At 68.2% G+C, this 16973-nt stretch carries 17 protein-coding genes (1 of these 17 running past the window's edge); 13 read left to right on the top strand and 4 right to left on the bottom strand.

Going from position 1 to position 16973, the window contains the following annotated elements:
• The first annotated feature begins 19 nt into the window (after nt 1-19).
• The 6 genes from groL to ABAZ39_RS13040 all read left to right on the top strand — a co-directional run bounded on the left by groL (nt 20) and on the right by ABAZ39_RS13040 (nt 7942).
• Nucleotides 20-1663 carry a chaperonin GroEL gene (gene groL / locus ABAZ39_RS13065; protein ID WP_014239089.1) on the top strand — a complete coding sequence of 548 codons (1644 nt, stop codon included), beginning with the start codon at nt 20-22 and terminating at the stop codon, nt 1661-1663.
• A gap of 196 nt (nt 1664-1859) precedes the next feature.
• The gene (locus ABAZ39_RS13060) at nt 1860-3551 is read left to right on the top strand and encodes a catalase (protein ID WP_038529955.1); all 1692 of its coding nucleotides are present in this window, start codon (nt 1860-1862) and stop codon (nt 3549-3551) included.
• A 237-nt stretch (nt 3552-3788) separates the two neighbouring features.
• Nucleotides 3789-4793 carry a cytochrome-c peroxidase gene (locus ABAZ39_RS13055; protein ID WP_014239092.1) on the top strand — a complete coding sequence of 335 codons (1005 nt, stop codon included), beginning with the start codon at nt 3789-3791 and terminating at the stop codon, nt 4791-4793.
• A gap of 261 nt (nt 4794-5054) precedes the next feature.
• Nucleotides 5055-6212, top strand: coding sequence for a NapC/NirT family cytochrome c (locus ABAZ39_RS13050; protein WP_051658010.1), 1158 nt, complete (start codon nt 5055-5057; stop codon nt 6210-6212).
• Between the two features lie 108 nt (nt 6213-6320).
• Nucleotides 6321-6584, top strand: a complete 264-nt coding sequence (locus ABAZ39_RS13045; protein ID WP_014239094.1) for a hypothetical protein — start codon at nt 6321-6323, stop codon at nt 6582-6584.
• A gap of 125 nt (nt 6585-6709) precedes the next feature.
• Nucleotides 6710-7942 (top strand): BaiN/RdsA family NAD(P)/FAD-dependent oxidoreductase, encoded by a 1233-nt coding sequence (locus ABAZ39_RS13040; protein WP_038531501.1) that lies wholly within the window; start codon nt 6710-6712, stop codon nt 7940-7942.
• Nucleotides 7943-8081: 139 nt separating this feature from the next.
• Here the strand turns inward: ABAZ39_RS13040 and ABAZ39_RS13035 are convergent, their stop codons facing one another.
• Nucleotides 8082-10256: a transglycosylase domain-containing protein gene (locus tag ABAZ39_RS13035; RefSeq protein ID WP_038529949.1), complete on the bottom strand. Its 2175-nt coding sequence runs from the start codon at nt 10254-10256 to the stop codon at nt 8082-8084.
• A 207-nt stretch (nt 10257-10463) separates the two neighbouring features.
• Between ABAZ39_RS13035 and ABAZ39_RS13030 the strand changes: the two genes are divergently transcribed.
• On the top strand, nt 10464-10775 hold the full coding sequence (locus ABAZ39_RS13030; RefSeq protein ID WP_014239097.1) for a polyhydroxyalkanoic acid system family protein: 312 nt from the start codon (nt 10464-10466) through the stop codon (nt 10773-10775).
• Nucleotides 10776-10924: 149 nt separating this feature from the next.
• On the opposite strand, the gene pspF is transcribed toward ABAZ39_RS13030, so the two are convergent.
• On the bottom strand, nt 10925-11926 hold the full coding sequence (gene pspF, locus ABAZ39_RS13025) for a phage shock protein operon transcriptional activator (protein WP_038529946.1): 1002 nt from the start codon (nt 11924-11926) through the stop codon (nt 10925-10927).
• A 164-nt stretch (nt 11927-12090) separates the two neighbouring features.
• Here pspF and ABAZ39_RS36530 point away from each other — a divergent pair, with 164 nt between their 5' ends.
• From ABAZ39_RS36530 to pspC, 4 genes are all read left to right on the top strand, one after another.
• Complete coding sequence (locus tag ABAZ39_RS36530; RefSeq protein WP_014239099.1) at nt 12091-12237, top strand: hypothetical protein; 147 nt, start codon at nt 12091-12093, stop codon at nt 12235-12237.
• Between the two features lie 46 nt (nt 12238-12283).
• Nucleotides 12284-12955, top strand: a complete 672-nt coding sequence (pspA, locus tag ABAZ39_RS13020; RefSeq protein ID WP_035670837.1) for a phage shock protein PspA — start codon at nt 12284-12286, stop codon at nt 12953-12955.
• Between the two features lie 126 nt (nt 12956-13081).
• On the top strand, nt 13082-13309 hold the full coding sequence (gene pspB / locus ABAZ39_RS13015; protein WP_014239101.1) for an envelope stress response membrane protein PspB: 228 nt from the start codon (nt 13082-13084) through the stop codon (nt 13307-13309).
• A gap of 45 nt (nt 13310-13354) precedes the next feature.
• Nucleotides 13355-13756 (top strand): envelope stress response membrane protein PspC, encoded by a 402-nt coding sequence (pspC, locus tag ABAZ39_RS13010; protein WP_014239102.1) that lies wholly within the window; start codon nt 13355-13357, stop codon nt 13754-13756.
• A gap of 71 nt (nt 13757-13827) precedes the next feature.
• On the opposite strand, the gene ABAZ39_RS37400 is transcribed toward pspC, so the two are convergent.
• Together ABAZ39_RS37400 and ABAZ39_RS13005 are read right to left on the bottom strand one after the other, a co-directional pair.
• Entirely contained in the window at nt 13828-13950 is a 123-nt protein-coding gene (locus ABAZ39_RS37400) for a hypothetical protein (protein WP_257722214.1), read from the bottom strand.
• A gap of 344 nt (nt 13951-14294) precedes the next feature.
• Nucleotides 14295-15848 carry a diguanylate cyclase gene (locus tag ABAZ39_RS13005; protein WP_038529941.1) on the bottom strand — a complete coding sequence of 518 codons (1554 nt, stop codon included), beginning with the start codon at nt 15846-15848 and terminating at the stop codon, nt 14295-14297.
• A gap of 334 nt (nt 15849-16182) precedes the next feature.
• Between ABAZ39_RS13005 and ABAZ39_RS13000 the strand changes: the two genes are divergently transcribed.
• The gene (locus ABAZ39_RS13000; RefSeq protein ID WP_038529938.1) at nt 16183-16653 is read left to right on the top strand and encodes a DUF411 domain-containing protein; all 471 of its coding nucleotides are present in this window, start codon (nt 16183-16185) and stop codon (nt 16651-16653) included.
• Nucleotides 16654-16766: 113 nt separating this feature from the next.
• Nucleotides 16767-16973, top strand: partial view of a phosphatase PAP2 family protein gene (locus tag ABAZ39_RS12995; protein ID WP_051658009.1) — the 5' portion only. The gene runs 498 nt beyond the window's last position; only the first 207 of its 705 coding nucleotides appear in the window; the start codon lies at nt 16767-16769; its stop codon lies beyond the right edge, outside the window.

The raw sequence follows: 16973 nt of genomic DNA, 5'->3' as shown, positions 1-16973 counted from the left end.
AATTTCAAGGAAGTGAGCAATGGCTGCCAAGGAAGTTAAGTTCTCCGCCTCCGCGCGCGAGAAGATGCTGCGCGGTGTGGACATCCTCGCCGATGCCGTGAAGGTGACGCTGGGTCCGAAGGGCCGCAACGTCGTGATCGAGAAGTCCTTCGGCGCTCCGCGCATCACCAAGGACGGCGTCTCGGTCGCCAAGGAAATCGAGCTGTCGGACAAGTTCGAGAACATGGGCGCCCAGATGGTGCGTGAGGTCGCGTCGAAGACGAACGACCTGGCCGGCGACGGCACCACCACGGCGACCGTTCTGGCCCAGGCCATCGTCCGCGAGGGCGTGAAGTCGGTGGCCGCCGGCATGAACCCGATGGACCTGAAGCGCGGCATCGACCTCGCCGTCGAGACCGTCGTGGCCGACATCCGTGGCCGCGCCAAGAAGGTCACGACCAACGACGAGATCGCCCAGGTCGGCACCATCTCCGCCAACGGCGAAGCCGAGATCGGCAAGATGATCGCCCAGGCGATGGAGAAGGTCGGCAACGAGGGCGTCATCACGGTGGAAGAGGCCAAGAGCCTCGAGACCGAGCTGGACGTCGTCGAGGGCATGCAGTTCGACCGCGGCTACCTGTCGCCGTACTTCATCACCAACGCCGACAAGATGATCGCGGACCTCGAGAGCCCGTTCATCCTGCTCCACGAGAAGAAGCTGTCGGGTCTGCAGGCCCTGCTGCCGGTCCTCGAGGCCGTCGTGCAGTCCTCGCGTCCGCTGCTGATCATCGCCGAGGACGTCGAGGGCGAGGCCCTGGCGACCCTGGTCGTGAACAAGCTGCGTGGCGGCCTGAAGGTCGCCGCCGTCAAGGCCCCGGGCTTCGGTGACCGCCGCAAGGCGATGCTGGAGGACATGGCCATCCTGACCGGCGGCCAGGTCATCTCCGAGGATCTCGGCATCAAGCTCGAGAACGTCACCATCGACATGCTGGGCACCGCCAAGAAGGTCGTGATCTCCAAGGAGAACACCACCATCGTCGACGGCGCCGGCTCGGCCGAGGACATCCAGGCCCGCATCGGCCAGATCAAGGCGCAGATCGAGGAGACCACCTCGGACTACGACCGCGAGAAGCTGCAGGAGCGTCTGGCGAAGCTGGCTGGCGGCGTTGCCGTCATCCGCGTCGGCGGCGCCACCGAGGTCGAGGTGAAGGAGCGCAAGGATCGCGTTGACGACGCCATGCACGCCACCCGCGCCGCGGTGGAAGAGGGTGTCGTCGCCGGCGGCGGTACCGCTCTGCTGTACGCCACCAAGGCCCTGGAAGCCCTGAAGCCGATCAACGACGAGCAGCGCGTCGGCATCGAGATCATCCGCCGCGCCCTGCAGGCCCCGGTCCGTCAGATCGCCTACAACGCGGGCACCGACGGTTCGATCGTGGTCGGCAAGCTGCTGGACCAGAACGACGCCAACTTCGGCTACGACGCCCAGAAGGGTGAGTTCACCGATCTGGTCGCCGCCGGCATCATCGACCCGGTGAAGGTGGTTCGCACCGCCCTGCAGGATGCGGCCTCGATCGCCGGCCTGCTGATCACCACCGAGGCGATGATCGCCGAGAAGCCGGAGAAGAAGGCTGCTCCGGCCGGCATGCCGGGTGGCATGGACGACATGGGCGGCATGGGCTTCTAATAGCTCACGTCATCCACGACGATTGCGGAAAGGGCGGTCCCTCGGGGCCGCCCTTTTCCGTTTGGGCATCTCCCTGACGGACAGGGTGCCGCCGTCCGGCGTTTTGGATTGGAACGGTTCCAAACTGGGGACGTTGACCTCCCAACCGGACGCCCCAGGGGTGCGCCGGCACGGCTTGCTGTTCAGGGAGAAAGCGATGGCTGACCAATCGAAGACTCTGACCAACCGTCAGGGCCACCCGATCACCAACAACCAATCCCAGCGCACCGTGGGGGCGCGCGGTCCGGCGACGCTGGAGAACTACCAGTTCCTGGAGAAGATCTCCCACTTCGACCGCGAGCGCATTCCGGAGCGCGTGGTCCACGCCCGCGGCTTCGTCTGCTACGGCGAGTTCGAAGCGACGGGCAAGATCGGCGACGAGCCGGCCTCCAAATACACCCGCGCCAAGCTGTTCCAGCAGGCGGGCAAGAAGACCCCGCTGGCCATCCGCTTCTCCACCGTCATCGGCGGACGCGATTCGTCGGAGGTGGCGCGCGACCCGCGCGGCTTCGCGGTGAAGTTCTACACCGAGGACGGCAACTGGGATCTCGTCGGCAACAACCTCGCGGTCTTCTTCATCCGCGACGCCATCAAGTTCCCCGACGTCATCCATTCGCTGAAGCCCGATCCGGTGACCTTCCGCCAGGAGCCGAACCGCATCTTCGACTTCATGAGCCAGACGCCCGAATCCATGCACATGCTGACGCATCTGTTCAGCCCGCGCGGGATTCCGGCCAACTACCGGCACATGGAAGGCTTCGGCGTGAACACCTACAAGATGGTGAACGCCAACGGCGACACGGTGCTGGTCAAGTACCACTTCCACCCGCGCTGCGGCGTCGCCTGCCTGACGGCGGACGAGGCGGCGAAGGTGCAGGGGCAGGATCTCGGCTCCGCCTCCAAGGACCTCTTCGAGGCCATCGACCGGGGCGATTACCCGCAGTGGGATGTGTTCGTCCAGGTCATGGAGGATCACGACCATCCCGAGCTGGAGTGGGACCCGCTGGACGACACCAAGATCTGGCCGGAGTCGGACTTCCCGCTGCGCCACGTCGGGGTGATGACGCTGAACCGCAATGTCGAGGACTTCTTCAACGAGAACGAACAGATCGCCATGGGCACCGGCGTTCTGGTCGACGGGCTGGACTTCTCCGACGACAAGATGCTGGTCGGACGGACCTTCTCCTACTCCGACACGCAGCGCTACCGGGTCGGCCCCAACTATCAGCAGTTGCCGATCAATCAGGCCAAGAACGCGCCAGTCGCCACCAACCTGTCGGGCGGGCAGATGTCCTACCAGCGCGATCTGGCGCCGGGGCAGAACCCGCACGTCAATTTCGAGCCGTCCATCCACAACGGCCTCAGCGAAGCCCAGCGGGAGGAGCCGAACAACCCGCCGGAAATTCACGGTCGCCTGACCCGCAGCGTGATCGAGCGCCGCAACGATTACGTTCAGGCGCGGGGCCGCTACTGCACCATGATGGACTGGGAGCGCGACGATCTGGTCTTGAACATGGGCACCCTGCTCGGCCAGTGCGAACGCGACGTCCAGGAGCGGATGCTCTGGCACTTCTTCCTGATCCATGACGACTACGGCAGCCGGGTCGCCGGTATGCTGGGCATGACCGCCGCCGACGTCGCCGGCTTGCCCCCTCTGCCCAAGCAGGTGCTGACCGACGAGGACCAGAAGCGGCTGAAGTCGCTGGGCAGGAACGGCGACACGATCGACCCAAAGGCCTGGGGCCAGTGGACCGGCTCCGTGAAGGTCCACCGCGCCACGGCGGACGAGGTGGTGAAGGGCATGCCGTCCGGTGTGCAAGGCGGCATGACCAGCCAAGCCGCCGATTAGGCGCAACCAAAAGTCATTGTTCGAGCATCGTCCCGATGGGGGCGGCGGGCTGTCCCGCCGCCCCTTTTTCACGCCCGCATTAAGGATTGTTTTGAGTAGCCATAGTTTGTGTACGGACATGCGGCAAGTTGCCGCGCGACACGCCTGTCACTGGTATCACCAGAGTAGGGCATGCCACTGTCATTTTGCATCAAGGCATTAGCCAAAATATTAGAACTTCGATAAGGGAGAAGTGCGATGTCCATGCGTGCTGCCGTGTCGTTCGCGGCCATGCTGGCGGCCTCCGTCGCCACCTTCGGCGTGCCGGCGTTCGCCGCCGACGAACCGATTTCGCCGATCGAGCCGGCGAAGGTCACCAATCCCGGATTGGTTGAACTCGGCAAGAAGCTGTACTTCGATCCCCGGCTGTCCAAGTCCGGCTTCATCTCCTGCAACTCGTGCCACAACCTGTCCATGGGCGGCACCGACAACCTGAAGACCTCCATCGGCCACAACTGGCAGCAGGGTCCGATCAACTCGCCGACCGTGCTGAACTCCAGCCTGAACGTGGCGCAGTTCTGGGACGGCCGCGCGCTGACCCTGCAGGAGCAGGCCGGCGGGCCGATTGCCAACCCCGGCGAGATGGGCTCCACCCACGCCCTGGCGGTTGAGGTGCTGCGCTCCATTCCCGAATACCAGAAGGAATTCGGCGAGGTCTTTGGCGAGACCAAGATCACCATCGAGGAAGTGACCAAGGCCATCGCTGCCTTCGAGGAGACGCTGGTCACGCCGAACTCCCGTTTCGACCAGTGGCTGAAGGGCGACAAGAAGGCCCTGACCACCGTCGAGCTGGAAGGCTACGAGCTGTTCAAGGACTCGGGCTGCACCGCCTGCCACAACGGCTCGGCCGTCGGCGGCAACACCTTCCAGAAGATGGGCGTCGTCGAGCCCTACAAGACCAACAACCCCGCCGAGGGCCGCATCGCGGTGACCAAGGAGGAGGCCGACCGCTTCAACTTCAAGGTTCCGACGCTGCGCAACGTCGCGCTGACCTACCCCTACTTCCACGACGGCGAGGCCGCGACGCTGTCCGACGCCGTGGACGTCATGGGGCGCATCCAGTTGGGCAAGAAGTTCTCGCCCGACGAGAACGGCAAGATCGTCGCCTTCCTGAAGACGCTGACCGGTGACCAGCCGAGCTTCGCTCTGCCGATCCTGCCGCCGTCCACGGACAAGACGCCGAAGCCGCATCCCTTCGACTGACGGGTTGGGTGTATCCCTCTCCCCTCGGCTCACGCGCAAACGAAGTTTGCGCTGACGCGACAGGCGGACCTTTGGTCCGCCGAAAGCGGGGAGAGGGTTAGGGTGAGGGGGTTGCGCTTGTGCCGGACGTGCCGGAAACGCGCAACGGTTGCGCTTGTGCCGGACGTGCCGGAAACGCGCAACCCCCTCACCGGCCCTTCGGGCCACCCTCTCCCCGGAGGGGAGAGGGTTGAGGATTGTCAGGGTGTCCAGGGTATCGACATGCGGTGGGGATGGAAGACGGCAGGCGGCTTGGCGGGCGGCTTCGGGGCGCTCGCGCTGGCCGGTCTGGTGGGCGTCGTCGTCGGGGTGGTCGGCTGGGGCGGCTTCAACACCGCGATGGAAGCGACCAACAGCATGGAATTCTGCATCTCCTGCCACGAGATGCGCGACAACGTGTATGTCGAGTACACGGCCTCGCCGCACTACCAGAACGCCTCGGGCGTAAGGGCGACCTGCGCCGACTGCCACGTCCCGCGCGACTGGACGCACAAGGTGATCCGCAAGGTGCAGGCGTCGGGCGAGCTGTACCACTGGCTCATCGGTTCCATCGACAGCAAGGAGAAGTTCGAGGCCAAGCGCCACACGCTGGCGCGCCGCGAATGGGACCGCATGCGCGCCACCGACAGCCAGGAATGCCGCAACTGCCATTCCTTCGGCGCCATGGACTTTCACAAGCAGACGCCGAAGGCGGCCAGCGCCATGGAAGGGGCGGAGAAGGCCGGCAAAACCTGCATCGACTGCCATAAGGGAATCGCCCACAGCTTCCCCGACATCACCGCCGGCCATCGCCAACTCTTCGCCGGCCTGTCGGACCAGGCGAAGGCGCTGGCCCTGAAGCCCGGCGACACCGCCTACGCCCTGACCAGCCTCGCCCTGTACGGAGCGCCACCGACCCCTGGGAGCGCCGGGGACGGCGAGATCGCCGCGGCGACGCCGGTGAAGGTTCTGGCGACGGAGGGCGGCGCCCTGCGGGTGGAAATCACCGGCTGGCAGCGTGGAAGCTCCACCCAGACGCTCTACGCCCAGCCGGGCAAGCGCATCACCACGGCCAAGCTGAACGCGGCGGCCGGGCAGGCGGTGGCGCTGCGCAGCGTCACCGATCCGGAGACCGAACAGGAGTGGACGGAGGTCCGCCTGACTGCCTGGACCGGCGCGGGTGGCTATGTGGGCGCGCTCGGCGCGCTGTGGGATTACGGCGCTCGGGTCTATGACGCCAACTGCTCGCTCTGCCACACGCTGCACCCGCCGGCCGACTTCGACGCGAACGCCTGGATCGGCAAGATGAACGCCATGAAGCGGCTGACCCGGCTGGACGAGGAGGAGGGCCGGCTGCTGCTGACCTATCTGCAGAGCCATGCAAAGAACGGCGCGCGATGATCGCTGCGGCGAGAACCCGAAGCTGCTAAGAGGGGTTTTCTACCACGGGCCGGCGCTGAACGCGCCGCTCCCGCCGGCAGACGACCACTTGAGAAAGAGGACCCCGCGATGTCGACTCTGCACAAACAAGCCATGGAAGCGGTGCTTCAGGCCGCCTCTCACGACATCGTCGGCACGCTCCAGGAGCGTGGCATCACCGACAAGCACAGCGAGGAGGGCGACCTCGTCGTTCTCGACGTCGCGATCCTGCACGCCTACCGCATCTTCATGCGGATCTGCGAGGAAAACGGGCTTGAGGTGGACGCGGGCTATTTCGCCGACATGGCCAACGACCTTGCCGACGAGGTGGCCCAGGAGGACGACGCGGACTGATCCGGTCCCGCGCCGCCAATTCTCCGCTTCTTGAGTGCCCCGGTCCCGTCCGACGCTGCTTTTTCCTTTGGCGAAAGGCGGTGCGGATGGGACCGGTCGACATCCTTCACCCCTCGGGGGACCCGATGACCGACGCCCCTGACACTGTCTTTTCTCCCGATGTTGCGATCATCGGTGCCGGCCCGGCCGGGCTGATGGCGGCGGAGGTCATCGCCGCCGCGGGTCGCTCGGTCGCCGTCTATGAACGGATGCCCACCCCGGCGCGCAAGCTGCTGCTGGCCGGGCGCGGCGGGCTGAACCTGACCCATTCCGAAGCGCTGGACGCCTTCACCGCCCGCTACGGCGCGCAGGCCCCCCTGTTCGCCGATCTGCTGGCCAGCTTCTCCCCGGCGGACCTGCGCGACTGGGCGACGGGGCTCGGGATCGAGACCTTCGTCGGCTCCAGCGGGCGCGTCTTTCCAGTGCAGATGAAGGCCTCCACCCTGGTCCGCGCGTGGCTGCGCCGGCTGGAGGGGCTGGGCGTCACCCTGCACACCCGCCACCGCTGGCTCGGTTGGGACGCGTCCGGCGCGCTGCACTTCCAGCGCGGCGACGGCACCGAGACCACCGTCGCCCCGCGCGCCACCCTGCTGGCGCTGGGTGGGGCGAGCTGGCCGCGCACCGGCTCCGACGGCGCCTGGACGGAGCTTCTCGCCGCGCGCGGGGTGGACATCGCGCCGTTGCGCCCGTCCAACATGGGCTTCGAGGTGCCCTGGTCCGATCACCTGCGCGAGCGCTTCGCCGGCCAGCCGGTCAAGAGCGTCGGCCTCGCCTTCGGCGACCGGCGGCTGAAGGGCGAGTTCATCATCACCGAAACCGGCATCGAGGGCGGCGCCGTCTACGCGCTGAGCGCCCCCTTGCGCGACGCCATCGAGCGCGAGGGCTGGGCCGCCCTGACCATCGACCTGATGCCGGACCTGCCGGAGTCGGCGATCACCAAACGGCTGCGCCGCCGCGGGGCGGAGTCGCTGTCCACCTTCCTGAAGAAGGCGCTGTCGCTGACCGGCCCGCGCGCCGCCCTGCTGCGCGAGTTCACCCCGGCGTCGGAGCTGTCCGACCCGGCGGCGCTGGCCCGCCAGATCAAGGGCCTGTCGATGGTGCTGACCGGGGTGCGGCCCATCGAGCGCGCCATCTCCACTGCCGGTGGCGTCCGGTGGGAGGAGGTGGATGGCGCGCTGATGCTGACCCGCCTGCCGGGGACCTTCGTCGCCGGGGAGATGCTGGATTGGGAGGCGCCGACCGGCGGTTACCTCCTCCAGGGCTGCTTCGCCATGGGCACGCGGGTGGGGAAGGGCGTGCTGGGGTATCTGGGAGGCTGAGTTTTCGCCACGACCTTCCCCTTTGCCCCACCCCAACCCTCCCCCGCTGGGCGGGGAGGGGGCAAGTGCTTCTTCGGAAAGGCGACGGCAGTCCCTCCCCGCCCAGCGGGGAGGTTAGGTGGGGCAATACGCTCGCCCGTCACCGCACCGGATTGCCGTAGTCGTACTGCACCTGGGGCGCGCTGCCCTTGCCGGTCAGGCTTTCGATCAGCGAGCCGATGCCGCCCGCCACGCTGCCCGACGACCCGCGCGCGGGCGCCGGAGCCGCCGCCGGGGTGGCGCGGGCGGGTTCGGCGATGCCCGAGGCGACATAGGCGGGTGCGCCCTCCATCCCCGGCAGGGGGCGGGGCGGGCGTCCGGCGTGGGCGTCCAGCATGAAGCCCTGCCACAGCTTGGCCGGCAGGGAGCCGCCGGTGACCCGCTTCATCTCGGCGTTGTTGTCGTTGCCCAGCCAGACCCCGGCCACGAGGTCGGCGGTGAAGCCGACGAACCAGGCGTCGCGGTAATCCTGGGTGGTGCCCGACTTGGCCGCCGCCGGGCGGTCGAGCTTCGCCGACTTGCCGGTGCCGTACTCGATGACGCCGGTCATCATGCGAGTGAGTTGCACGGCGTGCGCCGGGTCGACCACGGGGACGGAGCCGCCGGCCTGCCGCCGGTAGAGGACGTTGCCGTCGCGGTCGCGGATCTCGGTGATGGCGTAGGGCCAGACCGGGGCGCCGCGGTTGGCGATGCCGGCGTAGCCGCGGGTCAGCTCCAGCAGGTTGACCTCGCTGGTGCCGAGCGCCAGCGACAGGTCCTTGCCGAGCGGCGAGTTGATGCCCAGACCCGCCGCCACCCGGCGCACCCGCTCCACCCCGATGCGGTCGATGATGCGGACGGTCGCGGTGTTGGACGAATGGGCCAGCGCATTGGCCATGGTGATGGTGCCGCGGAACTTGCCGTCGTAGTTGCCGGGGCTCCAGGTGCCGATGCGGACCGGGGCGTCCTCGACCGGGCTGTCAGGCGACCAGCCGGCCTCCAGCGCCGCCAGATAGACGAAGGGCTTGAAGGCCGATCCCGGCTGGCGCATCGCCTGGGTGGCGCGGTTGAACTCGCTGTTGTCGTAGTCCCGCCCGCCGACCAGGGCGCGCACCGCGCCGTCGGTGGTCATGGCGACCAGGGCGCCCTGGCGGGCGTTGGCGCCGGCGCCGGGGCCGGACAGAATCTCCTCCAGCCGCTGCTCCGCCGCGCGCTGCAGCTTGAGGTCCACCGTCGTGCGAACCACCACGTCGCCGTGGCCGGAGCCGACGAAGGCCGAAACCAGCTCCGTCACCCAATCGGCGAAATAGCGCCCGTCGCCGCCCGGCTTGCGCTTGGCCGACGGCGGGGCGTTGCGCGCCGCCTCCAGCTCCTGCGCGGTGATGAAGCCGGCATCGACCATGGCGCCCATCACGACGCGCGACCGCTCCGCCGCCTCGTCCGGGTTGGAGGACGGGGCGTAGCGCGAGGGCGCCTTCAGCAGGCCGGCGATGATCGCCGATTCCCGCAGGTCGAGCTGGGTCGCCGGCTTGCCGAAATAGGTGCGCGCCGCTGCGTCCACGCCGAAGGTGCCCGCCCCCAGATAGACGCGGTTCAGATAGGCGGTGAGGATCTGGTCCTTGGTGAAGCGGTGCTCCAGCCACAGCGCCAGCATGGCCTCCTGGATCTTGCGCTTGAGCGACTTCTCGGGCGTCAGGAAGAGGTTCTTGGCGAGCTGCTGGGTGATGGTGGAGCCGCCCTGCGCCGAGCGCCCGGATCGCCAGTTGACGTAGAGCGCGCGGGCCAGACCGATGGGGTCGACGCCGAAATGCGAATAGAAGCGCCGGTCCTCGATGGCCAGAACGGCGTTGATGAGATGCGGCGGCAGGTCGCGCACGCCCAGCGTCGTGCCGTGCAGGTCGCCGAAGCGCGCGAACTCCGACCCGTCGGCCGCCAGCACGGTGACCGAGGCGCGCCGCTCGAACTGCGCCACCTTGGAGATGTCCGGCAGGTCCAGGGCGAACCAGGCCAACACCGCGCCCAGCGCGATGCCGCACCACACCCCGGCGACCATCCCGGCATAGACCAGCGTGCCGAGGATCGTCCGCCGCCCGCCGCTTCTGGCGGTTTTCGGAGCGGCTTTCCGTGGCGGAGGAGCGGGCTTGCGCGGCTTCTCGGCCTTGGGCTTCTCGGGCTTGGCGGGCTTTTCCGGCTTGGGCGCGCGTTTGGGCAGGCGGGGACGCAGCGCCGGTTCCTCGCCCCGCGTCTGGATGGGGCGCGGCCCCGCAAAGAGTTCGCCCGGTCGATCGTTGCTCACGGCGCGGTCGCGGCCCCCAAGAAATCCATGCCCGATGTAATCTGTGATGGAAAGCTATACGCCGCCGCCCCGTTGCGACGAAAGAGCGCCCTCGAAAGAGATAAGATTTGTCTTAGCACCGTTGCAGATGGATGACGGGGGTGGAAGAAAAGCCGCCGCGGACTGTTGTTTGTGTGAATAAGCGTTGACGCAGCGGAGAGCCTCTTCATGTCGAAGCCCCTGACCGTTTCCATTCCCCACAAGCTCGGCCGGGACGAGGCGAAGCGGCGCGTGGCGGAGGGGGTGGGGCAGGCCCGCTCCCACCTCGCCGCGGTCGCCAGCAGCATGGACGACCATTGGACCGACGACCGCGTGGATTTCCGCGTGGTGGCGATGGCCCAGACCGTCACCGGCTTCATCGACGTGCAGGACGACAGCGTCACCGTGGAGGTGCAGCTTCCCTGGGCGCTCGGCCTGCTGGCCAACAAGGTGAAGGACCGGCTTCAGAGCAAGGGCACGCTGCTGCTGGAGAAGAAGTAGGTCCCTCTCCCGCCCCGGGAGAGGGAAGGGGCCCGCGCGGAGCGCGGGAAGGGTGAGGGTGCCGCAACCGGCAAGTGCCTGATCCTTGCTTGTACCCTCACCCGCCCGCTGTCGCGGGCACCCTCTCCCGGGGCGGGAGAGGGATTGGGCTACTCGGGCTTGCCGATCAGCCCGTGCTTCTTCAGCAGCCCGCGAAGCTGGTGGTAGCCGAGTCCCAGCGCCTCGGCGGTCTGGCGCTGGTTGAAGCGGTTGCGCTCCAGCGCCGTTTCCAGCAACCCGGACTCGAAGCGCCGCACCTGCTCCTGGAAGTCTCCGGCGGCAACGGGCGGCGCCTCCTCCGCGACCGGTGACGGGGCGGACACCGCCGGTGCGGCCGGCCGCCAGGCGGAGGCGAAGGGGTCGAGCAGGATGTCCTCCACCAGCCCCTCCGGGTCGGACGCAGCGACGGACCGCTCCACCGCGTTGCGCAGCTCGCGCACGTTGCCTGGCCAGTCATGGTCCAAAAGCTGCTCCAGCGCCCGCGGGGCGAAGCCGGGGAACAGCGCCCGCTCCAACTCCCGCACCATGCCCAGCGCGAAATGCTCGGCGAGCACCGGAATGTCCTCGCGCCGGGCGCGCAGCGGCGGCAGGGTCACCACGTCGAAGGCCAGCCGGTCCAGCAGGTCGGCGCGGAACCGCCCGGTCTCGGCGAGCGCCGGCAGATCGGCGTTGGTCGCCCCGATCACCCGCACATCGACGGTCTGGGTCCGCCCGCCGACCCGCTCGATCTCGCCATACTCCACGGCGCGCAGCAGCTTTTCCTGAACGGCGGCGCTGGCCGTGGCGATCTCATCGAGGAACAGCGTGCCGCCGTCCGCCTGCTCCACCCGCCCGATCTGCCGCCGGATCGCCCCGGTGAAGGCCCCCGCCTCGTGCCCGAACAGCTCGGAATCGAGAAGGCTCTCGGTCAGCGCGGCGCAGTTCACCTTCACGAAGGGGCGGTCCCAGCGCCGGGACAGATAGTGCAGGCGGGCGGCTATCAGCTCCTTGCCGGTTCCGCGCTCCCCGATGACCAGCAACGGACGCTCCAGCGGCGCCACGCGGGAGACGTGGGCAAGGACCGCGTGGAAGGCCGGGGACTCCCCGAGCAGGGAAGGCGGATTGGGTTGCATGGTCAAAATGGCGAAGAATTGGCAGATTTCTTGATGGTATCGCGGAAACGGCGATACGCCAAGCCCGGCCGACGTTCGTCCGCTCCAGGAAATCCAGGACTTTGCGGGGATTCCCGGCTTTGGCACGGCCATTGCGAAGAAGGGGACCAAACAAGGAGACCCGCATGAGCCACTACAGCGACTACCACCGCCGCTACACCCGCGAGGCCCGTCCGCTGGCGGCGCGCATCCGGACCTACCTGACCAGCCGCCCCACCGAGAGCTGGGCGTTCTTCGCCGCCGGCCTGCTGATCGCCACGATCCTCGGCTGACGTACCCAACGCCCGACCCAAAGCGACCAAGAACGGACACATCCCCATGAGCATCTTTTCGCGCCTGACCGACATCGTGCAGTCCAACCTCAACTCCCTGCTCGACCGCGCGGAGGACCCGGAGAAGCTGATCCGTCTGATCATCCAGGAGATGGAGGACACGCTGGTCGAGGTGCGCTCCTCCACGGTGAAGATCATCGCCGAGCGCAAGGAGATCGAGCGCCGCATCGCCGACCTGCACCGCGAGCGCGACTCCTGGGACCGCAAGGCCGAGACCGCGCTGACCCACGACCGCGAGGACCTCGCCAAGCAGGCGCTGCTCGCCAAGTCGCGCGCCGCCGAGGAGGCGGACGTCCTGACCGCCCAGCTCGCCCAGGTCGAGGAGGCGCTGTCCAAGTCCAACGAGGACATCGGCCGCCTCCAGGCCAAGCTGACCGACGCCAAGAACCGCGAGAAGGCGCTGGTCGCCCGCACCAAGACGGCGGCCAACCGCGTGCGTGTCCGCTCCACCCTGCACGACGAGCGGATCAACGACGCCTTCTCCCGCTTCGAGCAGGTGGAGCGCAACCTCGACGAGCTGGAGGGCCGCGTGGAGGCCTACGACGTGGGGCGCACCAAGACGCTGACCGAGGAGATCGCGGAACTGGAGGCCGACAAGAAGGTCCAGGACGAGCTGGCCGCGCTGAAGGCCCGCGTCGCCGCGCGCCGGGGAAGCTGATCCCACACCGGCGTCGACACTGGCCCCGACTTCGTCCTTGCCGACAGCGGGGTTGGCGTTGAGCCCCCTCTCCCGCCGCTTCGCGGGAGAGGGGTTTCCTCAAACAACAAGAAAGGCCGTCCCCTGATGAGCGGTTTCAGCTTCGTCCTCGCGGCGCTCTTCATGACCGTGGTGGCACCGCTTTGGATCATCTTCCACTACATCACCAAATGGCGTGGGCAGCGCGGGCTGTCGGCCCAGGACGAGCAGCTTCTGGCCGAGCTTTGGGACATCTCCAACCGCCTGGAGGGCCGCATCCACGCGCTGGAACGGGTGCTCGACGCGGAGTCGCCCAATTGGCGCGACAAGCTGTGAGCCGGCCGCATTCCACGATCATTCCGACCTGACGGGAGCCCGACGATGGACCGTTCTTCGCCCTACGACTCGCCCAACCCGCACCGGCTCTACCGCGATCCGCAGCGTGGCGTGGTGGGGGGCGTGTGCGCCGGCATCGCCGATTATTTCGGGTTCCGGCCCGGACTGGCGCGGCTGGCCCTGGTGCTGAGCCTGTTCTTCTTCATGCCGCCGGTGATCCTCGCCTATGTGATCGCGGTCCTGGTCCTGCCGGTCAAGCCGCCGGCGGTCTACCGCAATCCGGAGGAGGAGGCCTTCTGGCGCGGCGTGTCGATCAAGCCCGACCGCACCCTGGCCGGCTTGACGCAACGCTTCCGCGATTTCGAAAAGCGCGTGGGGAACCTGGAAGCGCATGTCGCTTCCAAAGAGTACGAACTCAACCGCGCGATCCGCAACCTGGACCGCTGACGGCAGCCCCGGAACGCCTCCGGGGCCAAGCCGCCGTCTGACCGAAGCGCCGCGTTGCGCGGCGCCGGGGGTCAGCGCCGGCGGCGATCCCGGCTGCGCACGCGCACCGGCTTCATGGCCGGGCGGGCGGCAGCGAGACCGGCGAGGGCCGCAGCCATCGCCCCAACGAGCACGACCAGATCGAGATCCATCATGGCTCCTCCGCTTGACCCGATCAGAATGACGCAACTGTGAAGGACATGGTAGCGAAAAGAGGTGACAGCAACCGTCCGTCCGGCAGATGACCGCCACCGGGGCTCCCCCAAACGGGGAAGCCTATCCGTCCGGGTCGTCAATCGAGGTAGGGCTTCACCGAAAGAACGGAGAGGCCCTTGTGTTCGGGATGGCGGGCGTTGCTCTTCTGCCGGGCCTTCGTCTCGTCCGGTCCCCTGACCGGAAGCGACGCCCCCTCTTCCAGGGCTCCGGCGCCCTCTTTTCCAGGGGCATGTTCTCAAGGCGGCCGGTGACGCGCGCGGCGTGACGCCGGATCAGGGCCGGATCAAGGGCGGACCGGCGCCTTCGGCTCGTCCGCGACGCACACGCGGTCCCGCCCGGCCAGCTTGGCCTCGTAGAGCGCGGCGTCGGCGCGGCGCAGGGTCAGTTCGATGGAGGGTTCCGACGCGTTCCACTCGGCCACGCCCAGGCTGGCGGTGATGGGGATGGCCCGGCCGTCGGTCACCACCGGGCTTCCGGCGATGGCGGCGCGCACCCGCTCGGCCACGATGCGGGCTCCAGCTAGGTCGGTTTCCGGCAGCAGCGCGACGAACTCCTCCCCGCCGAAGCGGGCGATCTGGTCGGAGGTGCGCAGCGCCTCGCGGGCGCGGACCACCGCCGTGCGCAACGCCTCGTCCCCGGCGGCGTGTCCGTGGCCGTCGTTGACCGCCTTGAAATTGTCGAGGTCGAGCAGGATGACGCTGAGCCGCCGCCCGTGGCGATGCGCCCGTCCCAGCTCCGCCGCGGCGAGGTCCAGGAAATGCCGGCGGTTCCACACGGCGGTCAGCGGATCGACCGTGGCCAGCCGCTCCAGCTTGGCGTTCGCCGCCTCCAGCGCGCGGGTGCGCTCGGCGACGCGGGCCTCCAGCGTCTCGTTGGCCTCGCGCAGCCGTTCATACAGGCTGACGTTGGCGAAGCTGAGGGCGATCTTGGAGGCGAACACCTCGACCAGCCCACGGTCCACCTCGTCCAGCGGGCGATCGGTGTGAATCCAGGCCGCCACCTCGTGCCCGTCGGGGACGCGGATGAACAGGGTCGTCTCGTTGGCGCCGTAATGGCTGCGGCGGCTGCGGAAAGCGTCGGTGATGCGGTCGGCGAGTGCCGGCGGGATCACCGCTCCGGTCGGCGACGCCGTCTGCCCGGCCGCCTCGGCGTAGCAGCCGGCCCCGGCCAGCACGTAGAAGGCGCCGTCCGGCAGCGGTCGGCCAGTGGCGCCGCGCTGGGCGCAGAGAATGGCGTCGGGCTTCACCCGCAGGAAGGCGGACAGCTGGGTCAGCACCCCGGCGGCGAACTGCTGCATGCAGCGCAGCTCGAACAGCCGGTCGGTGGACTGGATGATCTGCTGGAGCCCGCGGCGGTTGGTTTCCAGCGCCACGATGTCGGCGTAGGCGCGCAGGGCGGCGACGACGGAGGTGAACAGCTTCTTCGCCGTCAGCTCCGCCTTGGATTTGTAGTCGTTGATGTCATAGGCGAGGACCACGTCCTCCTCCGGCGCCTGTCCCGGCTGGCCGGTGCGCAGGATGATGCGGATGGCGTGGTTGTTCAGCTCCTCGCGGATGGTGCGGACCAGCCGCAGCCCGGCATCGTCCGTCTCCATCACCACGTCCAGCAGGATGATGGCGACGTTGGGCGTGCAGCGCAGGATGGCCGCGGCCTCGCCCGCCGACAGGGCGCTGACGAGCGACAGGCGCCGCCCCTTGTAGCGCAGGCCCCCCAGAGCCAGCCGGGTGACCGCGTGGACCTCCGGATCGTCGTCCGCGATCAGCGCGATCCAAGGTTCCGCCCCGTCCTCGGGCGGCGGCGGTTGGTCGTCGTCTGCGAACAGAAGGTCGGTTTCCATGCTGTGCGTTCCGCCCGTCCTGCCCGTCCGTTCAGCCTGCCCGTCCGTTCGGCCCGTTGCCGGCCGACAACCGGTGCCCGGGCGGTGCCGGTCAGGGTTTGCCACGCGGATTGCTGCCATTCAGCGGTAACCGATGCAACTTCACCTGCGCAACGGGTTCGTTGTCCTTATGGAATGAATTTCGTCCTTTCGCAACCATCGGTCCGCGGCGTGTCGTTTGACCACGATCAAAGCGGGCGACGGCGGCGGGCGGCAGACTGCGTTGAATCGGGGTGGCCGCAAGCCATCTTTCCGCAAGTCTGTGGAGCGGGTGTTGCGAATGTTGGATCGTCGGATGTTTCTCGCGGCCATGGGGGCGAGCCTGACGGTGGGCGCCCTGGCCATCGCGGTGCGCAGCCTGGCCGGCACTTCTCCCGCTTCGGCCTCCTCCGCGGCCAAGCCGGAGGTGATGGTATGGAAATCGCCGACCTGCGGCTGTTGCGGCGGCTGGGTGGACCATATGAGGGCCGCCGGATTCCCGGTGACCGTGCAGGAGGTCGACGATGTGGAGCCGGTGAAGACGCGCCTCGGCGTGCCCGCACGGCTCCAGTCCTGCCACACCGCCCTGGTCGGCGGCTATGCCCTGGAAGGCCATGTGCCCGCCGACAGCGTGCAGCGGTTGCTGCGCGAACGTCCGGCGGCGGTTGGCCTCGCCGTTCCCGGCATGCCGCAGGGCTCGCCCGGCATGGAGACGGGGGTGAAAGACCCCTACGACGTCGTTCTGTTCGGTGGGGCGGGCGGCGACAGCGTGTACGAGCGGCGCTGACCCTTCCGGGATAAGCCCGATACCCAGTACCCTCGGGGCTTGCCCTTCCGTTCCCTGCTCCCAGGGGTCGGCCTTTCAGAGGTCGGCTGGCTTGGCGGAACGGAGGGAACGGCGTGACCACGGCATTCGACCTCGTCATCATCGACTGGCTGAACGGCTACAGCCGCGCCAGCATGGCGGCGGACAAGACCATCTATGTCATCGCCCAAAGCGACCTGCTGAAGGGCGGCGTGCTGATGGCGCTGCTGTGGTGGTGCTGGACCCGGCGCAGCGGGCGGCTGATCGGGCCGGACCTCTATTCTGTTAAGACCATCGCCGGG

The sequence above is a fragment of the Azospirillum argentinense genome (assembly GCF_000632475.1).
In the GTDB taxonomy this organism is placed as follows: Bacteria; Pseudomonadota; Alphaproteobacteria; order Azospirillales; family Azospirillaceae; genus Azospirillum; species Azospirillum baldaniorum.
This window is presented reverse-complemented; position numbering and strand designations above follow the sequence as displayed.

Excerpts from the sequence above, each read along its gene's own strand:
- groL (WP_014239089.1), top strand. The coding sequence starts at position 20 with ATGGCTGCCAAGGAAGTTAAGTTCTCCGCCTCCGCGCGCGAGAAGATG.
- ABAZ39_RS13060 (WP_038529955.1), top strand. The coding sequence starts at position 1,860 with ATGGCTGACCAATCGAAGACTCTGACCAACCGTCAGGGCCACCCGATC.
- ABAZ39_RS13055 (WP_014239092.1), top strand. The coding sequence starts at position 3,789 with ATGTCCATGCGTGCTGCCGTGTCGTTCGCGGCCATGCTGGCGGCCTCC.
- ABAZ39_RS13050 (WP_051658010.1), top strand. The coding sequence starts at position 5,055 with ATGCGGTGGGGATGGAAGACGGCAGGCGGCTTGGCGGGCGGCTTCGGG.
- ABAZ39_RS13045 (WP_014239094.1), top strand. The coding sequence starts at position 6,321 with ATGTCGACTCTGCACAAACAAGCCATGGAAGCGGTGCTTCAGGCCGCC.
- ABAZ39_RS13040 (WP_038531501.1), top strand. The coding sequence starts at position 6,710 with ATGACCGACGCCCCTGACACTGTCTTTTCTCCCGATGTTGCGATCATC.
- ABAZ39_RS13030 (WP_014239097.1), top strand. The coding sequence starts at position 10,464 with ATGTCGAAGCCCCTGACCGTTTCCATTCCCCACAAGCTCGGCCGGGAC.
- pspF (WP_038529946.1), bottom strand. The coding sequence starts at position 11,926 with ATGCAACCCAATCCGCCTTCCCTGCTCGGGGAGTCCCCGGCCTTCCAC.
- ABAZ39_RS36530 (WP_014239099.1), top strand. The coding sequence starts at position 12,091 with ATGAGCCACTACAGCGACTACCACCGCCGCTACACCCGCGAGGCCCGT.
- pspA (WP_035670837.1), top strand. The coding sequence starts at position 12,284 with ATGAGCATCTTTTCGCGCCTGACCGACATCGTGCAGTCCAACCTCAAC.
- pspB (WP_014239101.1), top strand. The coding sequence starts at position 13,082 with ATGAGCGGTTTCAGCTTCGTCCTCGCGGCGCTCTTCATGACCGTGGTG.
- pspC (WP_014239102.1), top strand. The coding sequence starts at position 13,355 with ATGGACCGTTCTTCGCCCTACGACTCGCCCAACCCGCACCGGCTCTAC.
- ABAZ39_RS37400 (WP_257722214.1), bottom strand. The coding sequence starts at position 13,950 with ATGATGGATCTCGATCTGGTCGTGCTCGTTGGGGCGATGGCTGCGGCC.
- ABAZ39_RS13005 (WP_038529941.1), bottom strand. The coding sequence starts at position 15,848 with ATGGAAACCGACCTTCTGTTCGCAGACGACGACCAACCGCCGCCGCCC.
- ABAZ39_RS13000 (WP_038529938.1), top strand. The coding sequence starts at position 16,183 with ATGTTTCTCGCGGCCATGGGGGCGAGCCTGACGGTGGGCGCCCTGGCC.